This is a genomic window from Pseudomonas sp. D3-10, from assembly GCF_051132175.1.
In the GTDB taxonomy this organism is placed as follows: Bacteria; Pseudomonadota; Gammaproteobacteria; order Pseudomonadales; family Pseudomonadaceae; genus Aquipseudomonas.
Window position 1 is genome coordinate 1,528,348 of sequence record NZ_CP071668.1, and the last position, 18,641, is coordinate 1,546,988.

Below are 18,641 nucleotides of genomic sequence, written 5' to 3' on the forward strand. Positions count from 1 at the left end.
CGGTTCTTGATCGAGCCATGCGCTGATGGATCAGGCGCGCCGCATCGAGGCTGAACTCGACAGCTTCCAGGACACCCTTTCGCTTTATCGCGAGCAGCTTGATCGTTGGTATAGCCGGGCTGCGGATCGCGTCAGCCAAGCGGCCGACCTGCCTTCGCTGATGGGCATGGAACGACTGATTCGTTTCGGCCAAAGCACTACGGCAGTCGACGTCCGGGACAGGGACTTTCTATCCGTCGTCGCCCAGTGCCCGCAAGGCGGGATCATGACGATCGAGAGCAAGCTCGAGTCCGTGTACGACATCCCGCTGGGCGATATCGTGGTGGATGTGGTGGCGGTGGACACGGGCGAGGCCACGCCGGTCACGCTGGATGCTCAGGGCGTGGGTCGCTTCAAGGGCGAGGCGGGGCGGTCTTACCGGGTGCGTGTCCAGGGCGAAGTGTCCCCCAAGCGAATCGATGAGCTGTTTTCTTCCTACGACGGCCTGACGAATGATCTGACGGACTGGCTTCGCGGCGAGTGGCAGGGCTTCAAGCCGCAGTGGGCCCAGCAGTCATTGGCGACTTCGGCGGCAGCGGTGGGCAATGGCTTGCTCGCCGGCGGTTGGGTGGCGATCGAAGGCGTGTGGGACAGCATCAGTTTGCTGTCGGACATCCTCAAGGATCCCTCCCGGTTCGGCGGACGGTTGGGCAGCAGCGCAGCCGAGCTGGCCCAGCTTGCCGAGTCGGCGCCGCTGGTCATGGCGAAGCTGCAATTGCTCGCCAGCGACGAAGCGGCGCTGTGCTTGTTGGTGCGCACCGCCAGTCTCTGGCTGGACATGCTGCCCCCCAGTGAACTGGCGGGCGACACGGCGACGGTGTTATCCACAGTGGTCGTGCAGTTGGTCATCGACCTGTTGATCGGCGTGGTGCTGACCTTCGTCGGGGCAGGCGCGGGCATTGCTTATCTCTCGATGCGCCTGGGCCGGCACGGTGCTCGTCTGCTGGATGCCGTGAAGCGTTTTATCAGTGCCATTTTCGAGCTGGTGAACGGCTTCATGGGCTACGTTGACCGCTACAAGGCTGTGGCCGCGCGGGGCATTGCCGCCGGCGTAAAGAAGGGACGCATGCAGTTGCGCTGGGATGCGCAGCGCAACACCACGCTGAAAAAGCAAGAACACCACGACGACGCCCCCACGCAGTCGAAAAACCCCAACGGCGACCCCGCCGACAGCGCCGCCCAGACCCGCACCGACGGTTGCCCGGTGTCCATGGTCACCGGCGAAGAGCTGCTCACCCTCGAAGACGGCACCCTCGACGGACGCTTGCCCTTCGTCTTCACCCGCCTCTACCGCACCAGCGCCGCCGACCTGGACATCGGGCTCGGCCGCGGATGGACCCATGCCCTGGCCCATCGCCTGTTGATCGACGGCGAGCAGGTGACCTGGGTCGACCAGGAAAACCGCCGCACCACGTTTCCCCGGCCCAGCCTGCAACGCCCAGCCATCCACAACAGCCTGGCCCGCGCGGCGATTTATCTGAGCAACGAGCCGGACGAATTGATCGTCGCCCAGCCCGGCGAAGACGCTCCTTTCCTACATTTTCGCGACGGTCATCTGACGGCCCTGAGCGATCGGTACGACAACCGCCTGACCGTCCAACGCAACATCTACGGCGACATCAGCCGTCTGGACAACGGTGCCGGCCGCTGTTTGCGTTTGCGCTACGAACATCGGCACCTGGTCGCCATCGACTATCAGAGCTTCCACCCGGCGCTGACCCTTGACGAAGCCTGGCGCACTGAACAGACCCTGGTGACCTACCGCTACGATGCGCGTTCGCGCCTCATCGAAGCGACCAACGCCGCCGGCGAGAGCGAGCGCTACGACTACGACGACCAGCACGTCATCCTCCAGCGGCAACTGGCCGGGGGCGCGAGTTTCTACTGGGAGTGGCAAGGCCTCGGCCCGGCGGCGCGCTGTGTCCGGCATTGGGCCTCGTTCGCGCAGATGGACAGCCGCTACACCTGGGGCGACGACGGCAGCGTCACGGTCCGGCATATCGATGGCAGCCAGGACGTGTATGTCCACGACGACCACGCGCGGCTGGTGCGCCAGGTCGATCCCGCCGGCGGCGAACACCTCAAGGCTTATGACGAACAGGGCCGGCTGATCGCCGAGCAAGACCCGCTGGGCGCCGTCACCGAATACCGCTACGACGAAGTCGGACGGCTGGTGGCGCTGATTCCGCCGGAAGGCGAGCCCACGTCCTACGAATACCGAAACGGTTTCCTACACGCCCGGACTCGCGGCAAGGCCGTGTGGACCTACTGGCGCAATGCCCAGGGCGACATCATCGAAGTCGTCGACCCGGCTCGCCAAAGCACCTGGTATCACTACGACGACCAGGGGCAACTGAATACCATCAGCTACCCGGACGGCGGTGCCCATCATTTTGTGCGAAACCCGTTGGGCCAACTGACGGAAGAAATCCTGCCGGACGACGGCCAGCGAGTTTTTTCCTACGACGCCCTGGGCCGTCTGCTGACCCGTCAAGACGAACGCGGCGCCGTCACCCATTACCAATGGGACGCCGTGGGCCGCTTGCTACAGACCACCCTGCCCACCGGCGCGACCCGTGCATGGAGCTACAACGCCTACGGCAAGGTCACCGCGGAGCGGGACGAACTGGGGCGCATCACCCGCTACGAATACGCCGACGATCTGCACCTGGTCAGCCGCCGCCTCAACCCCGACGGCAGCGAACTGAAGTACCGCTACGACTCGGCGCGGCTGTTGCTGACCGAAATCGAGAACGAATCCGGCGAAAAGTATCAGCTGGACTACACGCCCAACGGACTGATCCGACAGGAAACCGGCTTCGACGGCCAGCGCACCGGCTACGCCTACGACCTCAACGGCCACCTGCTGGAAAAGACCGAATTCGGCGCCGACGGCAGCCAGCGGATCACCGCCTACCAACGCGACACCGCCGGCCGCCTGCTGCGCAAGACCTTGCCCGACGGTGCCACGGTCGAGTACGGCTACGACGCCCTCGGGCGACTGATCAGCGTTGAAGACGGCCATTGGCCGCTGGCCTACGAATACGACAACCAGGACCGCCTCGTCGCTGAACATCAGGGTTGGGCGAGCCTGCATTATCGCTACGACAATGTCGGCCGGTTGGTCCATTGTCGCCTGCCCGATCGCAGCACCCTGGATTATCGCCACCTGCGAGGCGGGGCGCTGATCGCCATCGACCTCAACGGCACGTGCCTGACCGAACACCGCTTCAAGGGCGGCCGCGAACGCCAGCGCCAGCAGGGCCAGCTGCTCAGCGACTACAGCTACGACGAACAGGGTCGCCTCAAGGCCCAGACCGTGTGGCAAAGCCAGCAAAAACAACTGTTCTGGCGCGACTATTCCTACAGCGCCAACGGCAACCTCGCCGCGCTTTCCGACACGCGAAACCGACGCGGCTACCAGTACGACGCGCTGGATCGCCTGGTGCGCATCGACTACGCCCACAGCCAACCCCCGGAACACTTTTCCCACGACCCGGCCGGCAATGTGTTGTTCAACGACCGTCCCGGCCCGACCACCCTCAAGGGCAACCGCCTACTGATGGAGGGCGATCGTCACTATGACTACGACGCCTACGGCAACCTGGTCCGCGAACGCCGCGGCCATGCCCAGTGCCTCGTCACGCAATACCGCTACGACAGCCAACATCGGCTCATCGGCGTCACCACCCCCGACGGGAGCGAAACCTCCTACCGCTACGACGCCTTCGGCCGACGCATCGAAAAGACCGTGGACGGCCTCACCACGGAATTCATCTGGCAGGGCGACCAGGTCATCGCTGAAAGCAGCGACCGTCACTACCAGAGCTACGTCTATGAACCCGGCACCTTCCGCCCCCTGGCCCTGCTGGAAGGCGCAGGCCCGGAAAAAGCCACGCCGTTCTACTACCACCTCGACCACCTCGGCACCCCTCAGGAACTGACCAGCCACCAAGGCGAAGTCGTCTGGGCCGCGCGCTACAACGGCTACGGCAAACTCACCGAACTGCGCCACGGCGACGGCAAACGACTGGAACAACCGCTGCGCTTTCAGGGGCAATACCACGACCGGGAAAGCGGCCTGCATTACAACCGGCACCGGTACTACAATCCGGAGACGGGGCGGTATTTGACGCTGGATCCGAGCAAGCTCAAGGGTGGGCTCAATGGGTATCGGTACACCCTGAACCCGACGGGGTGGGTGGATCCGTTGGGGTTGGAAGGTTGCCCTGGCGACGGATGTAAAAAACCTGCCATTGGTAAACAAGACCCGGCGACTAAGGTTGGGGTGGATGAGGGTGAGCCTGCGCTGCCGATGACGGCGGAGCAGCGGAGGGCTCGGATTGATGCGTTGGCGGAAGCGAATGCTTATCGGCGTTTGGATGAGATGGAGCGATCGATACCAGGCGCGCATTTCCTACAGAAACATGGTGCTCAGACTACTACGGAGGCTCAGTTGGAGCGCGTTACGACAGGGCGAAATCCTGGCACTGGGCAAATCGATGTATATCACAGTGGAAGTAATGCAGGGCTACCTGCTATTCCGTCTGCCGCAACTCGTTTCCTTAATCATCGTGATCAGCTCAATGCTATTTATCGAGCTCAATTGATTTTCAGGCGAGCAGGAATCGCCGAGTCTAAAGAACCAATTGAAATGGGGCGGGTAATTGGTGAGGGTTATAAAAGAGATGGTTTGGAGTATATACAGCAAACTAAGGCGATTGTTATTCTTGATACAAGTGGCCTACCTAAGACAGCTTATACAGGACCGAGCACATGAAAAAACCGTTTGATTTGCACTGTATTTGGGGGTTGCTTTTTGTTTTTAGTATTGAGAATACTAATGATGTGGCGCGTGAGGAAATAATAACTTCAAAAAATGTAAATGATGACGAGGAATTGAGCCAGCTATTTGACTTGTTGATTCGTCCGGATTTTTTATGTCACACTTCAAAAGAGCAGATTTTACTAATTGATACTCTTGCCTATTTCTTAGGGTGCGATGACAGTTTTGATAGAGTTTTTTTAAATTTGGATACATACTTCGATCAGAAGGTTGAAGATCAGCGCAGATTTATGAGGGTTCTACTGGCTTCTTTAATGAAGTATAGAGCCGAGGCAATCTGATTAAGTTAGGGTTGGTTATAAATCTAGAAACAGCCTACGCAATTAACCAGACACACAACGTTTTCCATAAGAGGGGCTGCTACGCAGCCCAGCGGGAGCAAGCTCCCTCGCCACAGGATTTGTAGCTGCCATGCCGTTGGGGTGAAGGCACCCATTTTCACACCGACAGCCCCAACTCCAGGACCGGTACCTGCTCGATCGCACCATTAATCAAGTACAAACTCCCCCCAACAATTTCCTTGGCATGGTGCTTAGCCTGGGAAGCGAGTTCGGCCAGCTGACTGGCATCCAGCCCCGCACAAGCCTCCGAGCGCAGGTGCACCACCCCAATCGACAGCGACAGCAACGCAAATTCCTGCCGCACCCCCTGTCGGTTCAGCGCAGTAAAACAACCAGCCTCCAAGTGCTCGGGCCGGTAGAAGCGGCGACAGTGGTTCTGGAAGTCTTTCAATAATTGGGTCAGGCGTTTGCGCCAATCATCCGGGCCGAGGACCAGTAGGAAGTCGTCGCCGCCGATGTGGCCGACGAAGTCGCGGCTGGGGTCGATGCGTTCGTTCAGGCATTGCGCCAGGCACAGTAGGACTTCGTCCCCGCGACCGTAGCCGTAGATGTCGTTGAAGGGTTTGAAGCTGTCGATGTCGACGTAGCAGATTACCGACTCCTGACGCTGCTGCAGCAAGCGGGTAAGGCATTGTTGGATCGGCACGTTGCCGGGCAGCAAGGTCAGCGGGTTGGCGTAGCGGGCCTGTTGGATCTTCAGTTCGGTGATGAGCTTGAGCACGTCGATCACGCGCCCCAATCCCATGTAGCTGCCATTGAGGGTGATGATGAAATCTTCTTCGATGCGTTGTCGGGCGCGGCTGGTGATCAGGCGGCTGACTTGTTGCAAGGATTGGTTGAGTTCCACCGCGAGGAAGTCGTCGCTCATCAGGCGGCTGATGGGCTTGCGCGCGAAGAGGTCGGTGGCGAAGGGTTTGAGCAGCGCGTCCGAGAGCGAATGGCGATGGACGATGCCGCACGGCTGGCCACGGTCATCCAACACTGCCAGGGAGTTGAGGTTGGCCTGGCGGCGGAACGCATCCAGGACTGCCGCCGTCGGGGTATCGTGGGCCACCGCCGGTTGTTCGTTGAGCAGGGCGCCGAGGTCGCTCACTTCATCGCCCAGGGGCACCACCCCGCTGTCCTGCCGGGGCATCAGCGCTTTGGCATCCTGGCACGGGTGTTCCTGGGGCCGGGCAAGCAGATAACCCTGGACCAGATCAACGCCCATCTCGATCAGCACGGCCAGTTCTTCCGGCAGTTCTATTCCTTCGGCGATCACTTGGGCCCGTGATGCCTGGGCGATTTTCAGGATGGAACCCACGAATTCTCGCTTGAGCGCGTCCTGGTGAATGCCATCGATGAAGTGCCGGTCGATCTTCACGTAATCGGGGCGCAGTTCCGACCAGAGCCGCAGGCTTGAATAACCGGCGCCAAGGTCGTCCAGCGCAATGGAAAAACCCATCGCCCGATAATGATGCAGAGCGGTTTGCAGGAGCTGGAAATCATCGATCGGGGTTTGTTCGGTCAGTTCGATGACGACTTGGCTGGGCGGGATGCCGAAGTCCTGCAACAACTGCAACGTACGACCGGTCTGGTGTGCCGATTCAAGCAGGGATTCGGGCGAGACGTTGAGAAACAGCTTGCCCGGCAGTTTTTGCTCATTGAAGCGCTGGCAGGCGCTGCGACGGCAGGCCAGCTCCAGTTCGCTGAGCCGCCCGGCCTGGCGAGCCACCGACAGCAATGCGACAGGGGAGTGCAAGGGGCTGTTGGATGGGCCGCGAGTCAACGCTTCGTAACCCAGGATGCGTCGTTCGGAGAGGCATACGATGGGTTGGAACAGACTGTGCAAACCGCTTTGACTCAGGATCGAGCTCAAGGCACCCAGCTGTTCTATCGTGGTCATGGCAGTCTCTGGCGATAAAAAAAGGACGGGGCGCAACCCCTGCTGGGGCGCGCCCGGTCCTGTATTTCACGACAGACTGATGTCAGTTTGATGACACTCCGACGAGCATCACCATTAAATGGCCATCATCTCAGTGCTTGGCGACCGCCGTGTTGAGTTTCAGGTAATCCAAAAGGATTCGCCCGGTTTCACTCAGGTAGGCATCATCTTCCGGCTTGGTCTTTTCCGGCTCGGTGATCAGGTCTTCGTCTTCTTTCTTCAGCTCTTTGAGCGGCTCTTCGCCCTTGGCCTTGCGACGCAGGTTTTCCATCGCCAGTTGCTTGGCCTCGATGTCGGCATGCTGTGCGCGGCGGTCGGCTTCATTGAGCGTGACGGTTTTTTCGGTCATCAATTTTTGCGCCAAGGCCAGCTTGTCGCGAATGAACACGAATTCAGCGTCCTGGGCGGTGCGGGTGTCATGTTCGGACTTGAGCTGGGCCAGGAATGGCTTGAATGGGTCCACGGCCGGCTTGATCGCGGGACGGATGGTGTCCCACGGCATGGCTTCGGGCAGGGCGCTTTCACCGATTTCCTTGGTGTCGATGATCGACGGGTAATCGATATCAGGCAGCACGCCCTGATGCTGAGTGCTCTGGCCGGAAACACGGTAGAACTTCGCCAGGGTCAGTTTCAGTTCGCCGTGGTTCAACGGCTGGATGGTCTGCACGGTGCCCTTGCCGAAAGTCTGGCCGCCGATGATCAAGGCGCGGTGGTAGTCCTGCATGGCACCGGCGAAAATCTCCGAGGCCGAAGCGGACAGTCGATTGACCAGCAAGGCCATCGGGCCTTTGTAGAATGCGCCCGGGTTCTCATCTTCCAGCACATCGACCCTGCCATCGGCATTTCGCACAAGCACGGTCGGGCCTTTGTCGATGAACAGGCTGGTCAATTCGGTGGCTTCCTGCAGCGAGCCGCCGCCGTTGTTGCGCAAATCGATGACGACGCCGTCGACCTTCTCCTTTTGCAGTTCGGTCAGCAGCTTCTTGACGTCGCGCGTGGTGCTCTTGTAGTCCGGATCTCCGGCGCGGAAAGCCTTGAAGTCCAGGTAGAACGCCGGGATCTCGATGATGCCGAGCTTGTAGTCCTTGCCGTCCTGCTTGAGTTTCAGGACCGATTTCTTCGCGGCCTGTTCTTCCAGCTTCACTGCTTCACGGGTGATGGACACGACTTTGCTGGTCTGGTCATTTGGCGCATTGCTGGCCGGAATGACCTCCAGGCGGACGACCGAGCCTTTCGGGCCACGGATCAGCTTGACCACTTCATCCAGGCGCCAGCCGACCACGTCGACCATTTCCTTGTTGCCTTGGGCGACACCAATGATCTTGTCCGCCGGACCGACCTGCTTGGTCTTGTCCGCCGGGCCCGCGGGCACCAGGCGCACGATTTTGACCTGGTCGTTGTCGCTTTGCAGGACCGCGCCGATGCCTTCCAGGGACAAGCTCATGTTGATGTCGAAGTTCTCCGCGTTATCCGGCGACAGATAATTGGTGTGCGGGTCGTAGGACATTGCAAAGGTATTGATGTAGGCCTGGAAGATATCCTCGGCCCGGGTCTGGTCCAGACGCGCCAATTGGTTCTTGTAGCGCTTGGTCAGGGTTTCCTGGATCTGCTTGGGATCCTTTCCGGCGATCTTCATGCGCAGCACTTCGTCCTTGACGCGTTTGCGCCACAGGTCGTCGAGTTCGGCCGTACTTTTGAGCCAAGGCGCGTCCTTGCGGTCGACCAGCAAGGTTTCCTTGGCATTGAAATCGATTTTGTCGACACCCTTGTTCAATTCGGCAAGGGCGTAATCCAGGCGCGCCTTGACGCGGTCCAGGTAGCGCTTGTAGATAATGAACCCGGCGTTCAGGTCGCCGCTTTTGAGGAAGTCGTCGAATTGAGTCTTCCACTTGTCGAATTCGGCAATGTCACTGGCCAGGAAATAGCTGCGCGACGGATCAAGCAGCTTCAGGTAGCTGTCATAGATGATGACAGAGCGCGCGTCATCGAGCGGCGGCTTGCTGTAGTGATGACGCTTGAGCAACTCAACGACGTTAAGGCTGGCGATCACCTCGTCGCGATCGGGCTGAAGCTTGTCCCAGCTGTTGGCCGCGAGCGCAGTGCTCGAAAGCGTCGAAACGCCGAGGCCAATGAAGAGGGCAAGTGCAGTACTGGGGAACAAGTGCTTCATGCTGATTCGACGCAGGGACAATTGATAACGCATATTAGGCCGTCTTTGAAGTCGCCGGTTCCATGTGGCCCGGGCGCATAATGCAAGAAAGCCCGGCGTTATAGCAGCGGGCCCAGTCGAGACTCACTATGGAGGCACCGTGAAAGCATTGCAAGGCGTTGAAGGCCAAGTGGTATGGGCAGATGAGCCAAGTCCGGCCTGCGATGCGGGCCAAGTTCGCATCCGCGTGGCTGCCGCCGGCCTGAATCGGGCCGATTTGCTGCAAAAAGCCGGGCATTATCCACCGCCACCCGGCGCGAGCCAGGTGTTGGGGCTGGAATGTTCGGGAGTGATCAGTGAAGTCGGGCCGGGCTCCTCCTGGCAGGTCGGTGACCGGGTCTGCGCGTTGCTGGCTGGCGGGGGAATGGCCGAAGAGGTAGTGGTCGATGGCCGCCATGTCTTGCCCGTGCCGGAAGGCCTGTCGATGGCTGAAGCGGCCGCGCTGCCTGAGGTCTACGGCACCGCGTGGCTGAATCTGTTCCAGCTTGCCGGCCTGCGGCCAGGCGAAAAACTGTTGCTGCATGCCGGCGCCAGTGGCGTCGGTTCGGCGGCGATCCAGCTCTGCAAGGCGTTTGGCAACCCGTGCTGGGTCAGCGTCGGTTCGGCGGATCGCCTGGCCTATTGCGAAGCATTGGGGGCCCAGGGCGGCGTGGTTCGCACCGACGATATCAACAGCCTGAACGACTTCGCGCCCTTCGACGTCATTCTCGATCCGGTCGGCGCGAACTACGCCGGCCTCAACGTGAAACTTTTGTCAGTTGACGGCCGCTGGGTGCTGATCGGCCTCATGGGCGGCCGCACGACCGAACTCGACCTGGCCCAGGTGCTGGGCAAGCGCATCCAACTGCTGGGTTCGACCCTGCGCAGTCGCAACGATCAGTTCAAGGCTGACTTGATCAGCGAATTGGGGCAGAACGTATGGCCGCTGTTTACCGATAAACGCCTGAGTCCGCAGCTGGCCAGGACGTTTGCAATCACCGATGCCGAGGCGGCGTTTGCGGAGCTGGCGACCAATCAGGTGTCCGGGAAGTTGGTGTTGGTGATCGACGAGAGCTTGAGCTGATCGGTCCCCTGTGGCGAGGGAGCAAGCTCCCTCGCCACAAAGCCACAAAGCCACAAACGCTTCAGGTGTTCTGGAGTTGATCCGCTTCACTTCCAGGTATGAATCGGCCAGCCAGCCAACTCAGCGTGAGCTTTCAATACCGGGTCCGGATTCACCACATGCGGGTAATCCACCCGCAACAGCAACGGCAGGTCATTGCGCGAATCGGAGTAAAAACTGGCGCCTTCGAGGTTCTCTTCCTCGGCATCCAGCCAATCCAGCAAGCGGGAAATCTTGCCCTCACGGTAGGTCAGGGTGCCCACGGTCTTGCCGCTGTACACCCCATGGGCCACTTCGAGGTCGATCGCCAGGATCTCATCGATGCCCAGGCGGTCGGCAATCGGCTTGACCAGGTGCGTGCCCGAAGCCGAGATCACCAGGATCCGGTCGCCGGCCTTGCGGTGTTCGGCGATGGCCTTGGTGGCGTCGCTGAAGATGATCGGCTCGATGAAATCTTCCACCCACGGTGTCACCAGGTGCTCGATCTCTTCGGGCGTGCGGCCGATCATCGGTTCCAGGCTGAAGTCCATGTACTCTTCCATGCGCAATTTGCCGTGGCTGTAGGCATCCATCAGCTCGTTGTTGCGACGCATGAACGACTCGGGATCGACCCAACCCAGGCGCCCCATCTGTTCGCTCCAGAGGGTGGCGCAGTCGCCGTGGATCAGGGTTTCGTCCAGATCAAAAATTGCCAGGGCCATCAGCGCGTTTTCCTTTTCAAGATCAGCTTCAAAAATCAACAAGGCCGTCAGGCTACCTCACACAGCGCCGACGGATCGATGGAAAGTGCCAACCGCGCACCGTCAGGATGCAGGTCGGCGGCCGAACGGTTGAGCACATCGACCACCAGCTCCACGCCACGGGCCTCGACCCGGTAGCGGATGACGTTGCCCAGCAGGCTGTGGCTGCGGATCAGTGCATCGGGCTCCCCATTGCGACTCAGTTCGATGGCTTCCGGGCGAATGGCGATGCGACCGTTCACTGGGCGTTGCAGCAGCTTCGTGGCGCTGTCGGCGTCCAGCAGGTTGTAGTTGCCGATGAAGCCGGCGGCGAAGACATCGACTGGCGCAGTGTAAAGGGTCTCGGCATCGCCGCTCTGTACGATCTTTCCCTGGTTCATTAGGAAAATCCGGTCAGACATGGTCAGGGCTTCTTCCTGATCGTGTGTGACGAAGATCGTGGTCAAGCCCAGTTCGCGCTGGATCTGTCGGATCTGTTCACGCAGGTGTTTGCGAATCCGTGCGTCGAGGGCCGAGAGGGGTTCGTCCAGCAGCAACAGGCGCGGCCGGGTCACCAGGGAGCGGGCAAGGGCGACACGCTGGCATTGGCCTCCTGAAAGCTGGTGGGGATAGCGCGCTGCAAAATCATGCAACTCCACCAGACGCAGGATCTCCAGTACACGCTGACGGCTGTCCGAGGCATCCACCTTTTGCATGCGCAGGCCGAAGGCGACGTTCTGTTCCACGGTCATGTTCGGGAACAAGGCGTAGCTCTGGAAGACCATGCCGATCCCACGCTTCTGCGGGCTCAACGGGACGATGTCCTGGCCGTCCAGCAGGATCTTGCCGTCATCCACCGCCGTCAGGCCGGCAATGCAGCGCAACAATGTGGACTTGCCGCAGCCCGAGGGGCCGAGAAGGGTGACGAATTCGCCCTTCTGGATTTCGCAGTTGATGTCGCTGAACACCGGCGTGCCGGCGTAGCTTTTTTGCAGGTGTTGGACGCTGACGTAGCTCATTGGCTTTTGTCCTTGTTCAAGATGTTGGCCGCCCAGGTCAGGACCAGTACGAAGAAAAAGTAGGAAATCACCAGCGCACTGGTGAAGTGGCCGCTGCTGTTGCGCATGTTGTTCAGGTACACCTGCAGGGTTTCATAGCGGGTGCCGACGAGGATGTTGGCGAACACGAACTCGCCGAACAGGAACGAGAAGGACAGCAACAACGCCACCATCAGGCCCTTGCGCAGGTTCGGCAGCACCACCAGCAGTGCGGCCTGGAAAGTACTGGCGCCGAGCAGTTGGGCAGCGTCCATCAGGTCACGCAGGTTGATGGCTTGCAGGTTGTTGGTGATTGCTCGGTACATGAACGGCAGGGCGACGGTGAAATAGCAGCCGATCAGGATCCACGGCGTGCCAACCATCGCCAGAGGCCCGGAACCATAGAGTTGCAACAGCCCCACCGACGACACCACCGGCGGCACCGCGAAGGGGAGCAGGATGAGGATGTTCATCAGCGCATCGAGCTTGGGAAAGTGGTAATGCACCACGAACAGCAGCGGCAGGATCAGCACCACCGAGAGCACCAGCGCCCCCACACAGACGACCAGCGATTGGCCGAAAGCATGGAGAAAGCGCGGATCGCTCCACAACTGCACGTACCATTTGAAGGTAAAGCCGCTGGGTAACACGGTGGCCGACCAGCTGCTAGCGATGGAGTAGACCAGTGTCCCGACCAGGGGCAGCAACAGAATGGCGAACAGCAGGTACACCACCGCTCGATGATAGAGCCCGACGGAGCCCGATTCAGCGCGAGACATGGTAGCTCCTCTTGAGCAGCAATTGATGGACGATGGTTACCAGAGTCATCAGCGCCACCAGCACCACGGCCAATGCACTGGCCATGTTCGGGTCAAGGGAAATGTCGCCGGAGACCATGGCGGCGATGCGAATCGGCAGGACGTTGAAGTTGCCGGTGGTCAATGCATAGACCGTCGCGTAGGCGCCGAGAGCGTTCGCCAGCAGGATCACGAACGTGCCCAGCAGCGCCGGGGTCAGCACCGGCAAGCCGATGTGCCGCCAGAACTGCCAGCCGCTGGCGCCCAACAGGGCGGCGGACTCACGCCAGTCTTCACGCAGCGCGTCGAACGCCGGGTAAAGCAGCAGTACGCCCAGGGGAATCTGGAAATAGGTATAGAGAATGATCAACCCGGTTTTCGAGTACAGGTTGAAATCCTCGATGATGCCCGCCTGCTTGAGCATGATCGTGATACTGCCGTTGAACCCCAGCAAGATGATGAAGGCGAATGCCAGGGGCACGCCGGCGAAGTTGCTGGTCATGTTGGCGAATGCGTTGACGAAGTTGCGCAGCCGCGAATCCACCCGACGCAGGGAGTAGCTGCCGAGCACGGCGATGACGATGCCGAACACGCTGGACCAGAAGCTGATTTCCAGGCTGTGCTGGATCGCTTGCCGATAAAACTTCGAACTGAAGATCTTGCTGAAGTTGGCCAGGCCCCAGCCGAACTCTTCCGATTCCAGGCTGTTGACCAGCACCCAGAGCAGCGGGGCGATCTGGAAGACGATGAAGAATATCGCGAAGGGCACCAGGCACAACGCTGCCAGCCATTTGCCGCGCGTCATGGCGTTCACTTGAGCAACTCCTGGCAAAAGGGTTTGTCGTGGGCGATGCCAAGCAATTGGCAAATCGTGCCGCACAGTTCGGTTTGCAGGGGAGCCGCGTCGGCGTTCAGGCTGAAACCATCCCCGAGGACAAAGAGCGGCACTTCCCGTTCTTCCGCCAGCAGCCCGTTGTGGGAGCGATCGTTGTTCATGCCATGGTCGGACGTCACCAGCACTTGGTAACCGGCGTCGAGCCAGGCTTGCAGGTAGACGGCCATGTTGATGTCGGCCGAGCGGGCACTGTTGCGGTATTGCGCAGTGTCGAGGCCGTGCTTGTGGCCGGCATCGTCGATGTTCATCGGATGCACCAACAGAAAATTCGGCAAGTAGCGCTGCCGCAGGTGTTCGGCATCAGCGAACAGGTGGGAATCGGGGTAGTGGTCGTTCCAGTAGAAATGGCCGTATTGGATCGGCAGGTCGGGGTTATGTGTATGGCGGTCGCGACCGGCGACGAAGGGCGAAACGTTATAGAGCTCGCTGACCCAATGGTAGGCAGCGGCGGCCGTGCTCAGGCCGGCCTCGGTGGCGTAATGGAAAATGCTGCGCTGGTTCGACAGGCGCGAGACGTTGTTGTGCACGATCCCGCTGTCGATAGGCACGACGCCGGTGAGTATGCATTCATAGAGCGGGCGGGACAGTGCGGGCAATTCACATTCCAGTTTGTAGAGCGCCGCGCGTCCTGCGCCGACATACGCCTGCAAATGTCCCATGGCATGCCGGGCGACCTCGTAGTTGAGACCGTCGAGCACCACCAGGATGACGTTGTGCTTCATGGGACCGGGACTCCGGGCAAGAACCAAAAAACCGGGTTCACCAAGCGTCCAATGTGGGAGCGAGCCTGCTCGCGATTGCGGTGTGTCAGCCAATATTCATGTCGACTGACACTCCCTCATCGCGAGCAAGCTCGCTCCCACAATGGATCAGCGGTGATCCGGGAGTGGAAGCTAGCGCCTCACTTCATCTCGACGATGACTTCTTCGTTCCACTGCTGCGGCAGTGCCTTGGAGGTCTTCTCCCACGCATCCGCATCCTTGATCGGGGTCACGCCTTTGTACTGCTCGTTCGGCAGCAGCTTGGCCTGGACCTCTTCCGGCAGTTTCAGGTGCTCGGCGCGAATCGGGCGGGCGTTGCCCTTGGCGAGGTTGATCTGGCCGGCGTCGCTGAAGATGTATTCGCGGGTCAGCTTGGCGGCGTTCGGGTGCTTTGCGTATTTGTTGATGATGGTGGTGTAGCCGGAGATCACCGAGCCGTCGGACGGGATCAACACGACGTAGTCATCCGGGTTGGCCATCTTGGCCTTGTAGCTCAGGCCGTTGAAATCCCAGACCACCCCGACTTCGACCTCACCTTTTTCCATCGTGGCGATGGTCGGGTTGGCCATGGACAGGCGCCCTTGCTTGGCAATCTCGGCGAACATCAACAGCGCGGGCTTGATGTTCTTCTCGTCGCCACCGTTTGCCAGGGCCGCGGCCAGCACACCGTTCGCCGCCTGGGCAGCGGTGCTCACGTCACCAATCGAGACTTTGTATTTACCGGTTTTCAGGTCGGCCCATTTGGTCGGGACGTCGGAGCCATGCAGCAGCTTCTTGTTGACGATGAAGGCAATGGTGCCGGTGTAGGCCAGGGCCCAGTTGCCGTCCTTATCCTTGGCCCAGTCCGGCACTTGCTCCCAGGTGCTTGGCTTGTAGGGCTGGACCACGCCCTGCTTGACCGCAATCGGGCCGAAAGCGGCACCGACGTCGCCGATGTCGGCGCTGGCGTTGTCTTTCTCGGCCGCGAATTTGGCGATTTCCTGGGCGGAGCTCATGTCGGTGTCGATGTGCTTCAAGCCATAGAGCTTGGCCAGGTCGTCCCAGGTGCCTTTCCAGTTCGCCCAGTCATCGGGCATGCCGACGCTGTTTACGGCGCCTTCCGCTTTCGCAGCGGCTTCCAGTGTTTTCAGATCGGTATCAGCGGCCATGGCGGCGGTGCACATGGCAATGGTCGAGCCTAACAGTGATGCCAGGAAAAGCTGTTTCATCCGAAGCTCCTATGGGCGTTTTCAACGCTGCGATTGCGGTTGTGTTGGTCTAGGTCAGCAATACCTGAGCCAATGTAGGTGTCTCCCATGACATTTTGATGTCGACTGCAAGCGCGCCAGCAATCGTCGGGCTCACGGAGGGTCGCTGCGTCATAAGCGTAGACCATGAGTAAACAACTGATCTGCAAGGACTTGGCCGTTTAATTGCAAGCCAGCAAATAGACCGTTCAGCGGTTGTGTCATCTCTCAGTCATGCTCAGCGCCTAGGCTTGCAGGCATGCGATACGGATCGAAGCGGCAAAGATCCCGCCCCGAAACAGTGCTGGTCTAGTCCAGATAGGTAACGTTGATGCGCGTTGAGGCAACCAAAGCGGTGACATCCATCGGACAAGTCCTGCAAGAGCAGATCGACCACGGCTTGCTGGCGGCCGGCAACAAATTGCCAGCCGAGCGCAAACTCAGCGAACTGTTCGGCACCACTCGGATTACCGTGCGCGAGGCATTGTTGCAGTTGGAAGCCCAAGGGCAGATTTACCGCGAGGAACGTCGGGGCTGGTTCGTTTCGCCACCGCGGCTGGCCTACAACCTGATGCAGCGCAGCCATTTCCACGCGATGGTTGCCGCTCAAGGCCGGGTGCCGCGCACCGAAGTCATATCGGCCCGCTTGCAACCCGCCTCGGCGGCAATCTGCGCCTGGCTTCAACTGCCGGCGCTGTCCAGCGTCATCCAGATCTGTCGCACCCGGCGTATCGATGAAAGACTGGTGCTTTATGTGGAGCATTATCTGAACCCGTCGTACTTTCCGGACATTCTCGCGTTCGATCTCAACCAGTCCATGACCGAGCTGTACGCCCGCCATTACGACTTGCATTACGGACGGGTGAAATTCGACATCGTGCCTACCTCGCTGCAACCCGAGGCCGCGGCGGCGCTGAAAGTGTCGGTCGGCAGCCCCGGGCTGCGGATTGCTCGGGTCAACTATGACCAGCACCAACGGCTGATCGATTGTGACTTGGAATTCTGGCGGCACGACGCGATCCACGTTGGCGTGGACGTGCCGGAACAACCCGCCTGAGGCGTATTCAGGAGGACTCGTTGAGCTTCGCCATAATCCTGAACAGCACTGTGATAAGGATCAGCAACATGCCGATCCACATGGCGAACACCCCGACATTTTTGTCTCGGAAGTTGAAGCCAATGGCCAGCAGGATCATGCCGGCGATGATGGGCACGAGCATGGCGTTGAACGAGGACATGGAGATCATTGCGACGGCCTTGTCGGGAGGGATAAGGTCAGTCTAGTTCGGGTTTGCTTGGGGTGTGGTGAGGTGTGTCATGAGTTATCCAGACCTTTCGCTGGATACCCTTGTGGCGAGGGAGCTTGCTCCCGCTCCAGTGCGCAGCACTGGCAAAACCGGTTTGGGGTGGCTGCGCCACCCAGCGGGAGCAAGCTCCCTCGCCACGAAGGCTTTATGGCAACTCGCGAGAAGCGTAGAACGCGCTCAGCACTTTCACCAGGTGCGCCAGGTCTTGGCTACCGCACAGTTCGCGGATCGAATGCATGGCAAAGGTCGGCAGGCCAATGTCCACGGTGCGCACACCCAGTTGACTGGCGGTGATCGGGCCGATGGTCGAGCCGCAACCCATGTCGCTGCGCACCACGAAACTCTGCACCGGTACTTCTTCGGCCATGCACAGGTGGCGGAAGAAGCCGGCGGTTTCGCTGTTGGTGGCGTAGCGCTGGTTGGTGTTGACCTTGATCACCGGGCCGGCGTTGAGCTTGGGGCCATGATTGGCGTCGTGCTTGTCGGCATAGTTGGGGTGTACGCCGTGGGCGTTGTCTGCGGAGACCAGCAGGGATTTCTGAATGGTGCGTACGAAATCTTCCCCGTCGGGCAGCAGACGGCGCAGGGTCTGTTCGAGCATCGGGCCGTCCGCGCCACACGCCGAAGTAGAACCGACCTCTTCGTGGTCGTTGCACACCAGCACGCAGGTTTCTTCGGTGTCGGCGGTCAGCAAGGCTTGCAGGCCGGCATAGCAGGAGAGCAGGTTGTCCAGTCGCGCGCCGGTGATGAAATCACCATGCAAACCGATGACCGCTGCGCTTTGGGTGTCATAGAAGCTCAGCTCGTAATCGAGCACCACGTCGGCGTTCAAGCCGTGTTCCCGGGCCAACTGGTCAGTGAGCACGGCGCGGAAGTCGACGCGTTCGTCGCCAGCAAACTGGGCGAGGATCGGCGGCAGCTCGTTCTGCGGATTGATCGCCCAGCCTTGGTTGGCTTCACGGTTGAGATGAATGGCCAGGTTTGGAATCGTGGCGATCGGCGCCTTGAAATCGATCAGCTGACTCTCGACCTTGCCGTCACGGCGGAAGGTCACGCGGCCGGCCAGCGACAAGTCGCGGTCGAACCACGGCGCCAGCAGTGCGCCGCCGTAAACTTCCACGCCCAGTTGCCAGAATCCCTGGCGTTGCAGTTCCGGCTGGGGCTTGACCCGCAGGCAAGGGCTGTCGGTGTGGGCGCCGACCAGGCGGATGCCGTCGTGTAGCGCAGAGTTGCGGCCCAGTTTGAAAGCGATGATCGAGGAATCGTTGCGCGTGACGTAATAGCGGCCGTTGGCCTCGGTGGCCCAGGTTTCGCGCTCATCGAGACGCTGGTAACCCGCCGCCTCCAGGCGCTGGGCAAGGCTGGCGGTAGCATGGAACGGGGTGGGGGAGGCCTTGAGGAAGTCGATCAGGCCCTGGTTCAACTCTGCGCGCATAAA

The 18,641-nt window shown here is 60.3% G+C and carries 14 protein-coding genes; 4 read left to right on the top strand and 10 right to left on the bottom strand.

What is annotated here, in order from left to right; translation table 11 throughout:
* Nucleotides 1–25: 25 nt before the first annotated feature.
* Nucleotides 26–4,819 carry an RHS repeat-associated core domain-containing protein gene (locus tag J3P90_RS06805; RefSeq protein WP_434676011.1) on the top strand — a complete coding sequence of 1,598 codons (4,794 nt, stop codon included), beginning with the start codon at nt 26–28 and terminating at the stop codon, nt 4,817–4,819.
* Nucleotides 4,816–5,166: a hypothetical protein gene (locus J3P90_RS06810; RefSeq protein WP_420766993.1), complete on the top strand. Its 351-nt coding sequence runs from the start codon at nt 4,816–4,818 to the stop codon at nt 5,164–5,166. The genes J3P90_RS06805 and J3P90_RS06810 overlap by 4 nt, the downstream gene beginning before the upstream one ends.
* Nucleotides 5,167–5,323: 157 nt before the next feature.
* Here the strand turns inward: J3P90_RS06810 and J3P90_RS06815 are convergent, their stop codons facing one another.
* The gene (locus tag J3P90_RS06815; RefSeq protein ID WP_434676012.1) at nt 5,324–7,111 is read right to left on the bottom strand and encodes a bifunctional diguanylate cyclase/phosphodiesterase; all 1,788 of its coding nucleotides are present in this window, start codon (nt 7,109–7,111) and stop codon (nt 5,324–5,326) included.
* 130 nt (nt 7,112–7,241) lie between these two features.
* On the bottom strand, nt 7,242–9,320 hold the full coding sequence (locus J3P90_RS06820; RefSeq protein WP_434564134.1) for a carboxy terminal-processing peptidase: 2,079 nt from the start codon (nt 9,318–9,320) through the stop codon (nt 7,242–7,244).
* A gap of 139 nt (nt 9,321–9,459) precedes the next feature.
* On the opposite strand from J3P90_RS06820, the gene J3P90_RS06825 reads away from it, so the two are divergent.
* Nucleotides 9,460–10,422, top strand: a complete 963-nt coding sequence (locus tag J3P90_RS06825; RefSeq protein WP_434676013.1) for a zinc-binding dehydrogenase — start codon at nt 9,460–9,462, stop codon at nt 10,420–10,422.
* An 86-nt stretch (nt 10,423–10,508) separates the two neighbouring features.
* Here the strand turns inward: J3P90_RS06825 and J3P90_RS06830 are convergent, their stop codons facing one another.
* From J3P90_RS06830 to J3P90_RS06855, 6 genes are all read right to left on the bottom strand, one after another.
* Nucleotides 10,509–11,162, bottom strand: coding sequence for an HAD family hydrolase (locus tag J3P90_RS06830; RefSeq protein WP_420766990.1), 654 nt, complete (start codon nt 11,160–11,162; stop codon nt 10,509–10,511).
* A 47-nt stretch (nt 11,163–11,209) separates the two neighbouring features.
* A complete protein-coding gene (locus J3P90_RS06835; protein WP_420766989.1) occupies nt 11,210–12,199 on the bottom strand; it encodes an ABC transporter ATP-binding protein in 990 nt (329 codons plus the stop codon).
* On the bottom strand, nt 12,196–12,996 hold the full coding sequence (locus J3P90_RS06840) for an ABC transporter permease (protein ID WP_420766988.1): 801 nt from the start codon (nt 12,994–12,996) through the stop codon (nt 12,196–12,198). The genes J3P90_RS06835 and J3P90_RS06840 overlap by 4 nt, the downstream gene beginning before the upstream one ends.
* Entirely contained in the window at nt 12,983–13,819 is an 837-nt protein-coding gene (locus tag J3P90_RS06845) for an ABC transporter permease (protein WP_420766999.1), read from the bottom strand. Before J3P90_RS06845 ends, J3P90_RS06840 begins: the two co-directional genes overlap by 14 nt.
* A gap of 5 nt (nt 13,820–13,824) precedes the next feature.
* Entirely contained in the window at nt 13,825–14,631 is an 807-nt protein-coding gene (locus J3P90_RS06850; RefSeq protein WP_434648630.1) for an alkaline phosphatase family protein, read from the bottom strand.
* Between the two features lie 179 nt (nt 14,632–14,810).
* A complete protein-coding gene (locus J3P90_RS06855) occupies nt 14,811–15,878 on the bottom strand; it encodes an ABC transporter substrate-binding protein (protein WP_420766986.1) in 1,068 nt (355 codons plus the stop codon).
* Nucleotides 15,879–16,227: 349 nt separating this feature from the next.
* On the opposite strand from J3P90_RS06855, the gene J3P90_RS06860 reads away from it, so the two are divergent.
* Complete coding sequence (locus J3P90_RS06860; protein WP_420766985.1) at nt 16,228–16,953, top strand: UTRA domain-containing protein; 726 nt, start codon at nt 16,228–16,230, stop codon at nt 16,951–16,953.
* Between the two features lie 7 nt (nt 16,954–16,960).
* On the opposite strand, the gene J3P90_RS06865 is transcribed toward J3P90_RS06860, so the two are convergent.
* On the bottom strand, nt 16,961–17,143 hold the full coding sequence (locus J3P90_RS06865; RefSeq protein ID WP_420766984.1) for a hypothetical protein: 183 nt from the start codon (nt 17,141–17,143) through the stop codon (nt 16,961–16,963).
* Nucleotides 17,144–17,348: 205 nt separating this feature from the next.
* A complete protein-coding gene (locus tag J3P90_RS06870; RefSeq protein WP_420766983.1) occupies nt 17,349–18,638 on the bottom strand; it encodes a M18 family aminopeptidase in 1,290 nt (429 codons plus the stop codon).
* Nucleotides 18,639–18,641: the final 3 nt, after the last annotated feature.

Excerpts from the sequence above, each read along its gene's own strand:
- J3P90_RS06810 (WP_420766993.1), top strand. The coding sequence starts at position 4,816 with ATGAAAAAACCGTTTGATTTGCACTGTATTTGGGGGTTGCTTTTTGTT.
- J3P90_RS06840 (WP_420766988.1), bottom strand. The coding sequence starts at position 12,996 with ATGTCTCGCGCTGAATCGGGCTCCGTCGGGCTCTATCATCGAGCGGTG.
- J3P90_RS06845 (WP_420766999.1), bottom strand. The coding sequence starts at position 13,819 with ATGACGCGCGGCAAATGGCTGGCAGCGTTGTGCCTGGTGCCCTTCGCG.
- J3P90_RS06815 (WP_434676012.1), bottom strand. The coding sequence starts at position 7,111 with ATGACCACGATAGAACAGCTGGGTGCCTTGAGCTCGATCCTGAGTCAA.
- J3P90_RS06855 (WP_420766986.1), bottom strand. The coding sequence starts at position 15,878 with ATGAAACAGCTTTTCCTGGCATCACTGTTAGGCTCGACCATTGCCATG.
- J3P90_RS06865 (WP_420766984.1), bottom strand. The coding sequence starts at position 17,143 with ATGATCTCCATGTCCTCGTTCAACGCCATGCTCGTGCCCATCATCGCC.
- J3P90_RS06820 (WP_434564134.1), bottom strand. The coding sequence starts at position 9,320 with ATGAAGCACTTGTTCCCCAGTACTGCACTTGCCCTCTTCATTGGCCTC.
- J3P90_RS06805 (WP_434676011.1), top strand. The coding sequence starts at position 26 with ATGGATCAGGCGCGCCGCATCGAGGCTGAACTCGACAGCTTCCAGGAC.
- J3P90_RS06870 (WP_420766983.1), bottom strand. The coding sequence starts at position 18,638 with ATGCGCGCAGAGTTGAACCAGGGCCTGATCGACTTCCTCAAGGCCTCC.
- J3P90_RS06830 (WP_420766990.1), bottom strand. The coding sequence starts at position 11,162 with ATGGCCCTGGCAATTTTTGATCTGGACGAAACCCTGATCCACGGCGAC.
- J3P90_RS06860 (WP_420766985.1), top strand. The coding sequence starts at position 16,228 with ATGCGCGTTGAGGCAACCAAAGCGGTGACATCCATCGGACAAGTCCTG.
- J3P90_RS06850 (WP_434648630.1), bottom strand. The coding sequence starts at position 14,631 with ATGAAGCACAACGTCATCCTGGTGGTGCTCGACGGTCTCAACTACGAG.
- J3P90_RS06835 (WP_420766989.1), bottom strand. The coding sequence starts at position 12,199 with ATGAGCTACGTCAGCGTCCAACACCTGCAAAAAAGCTACGCCGGCACG.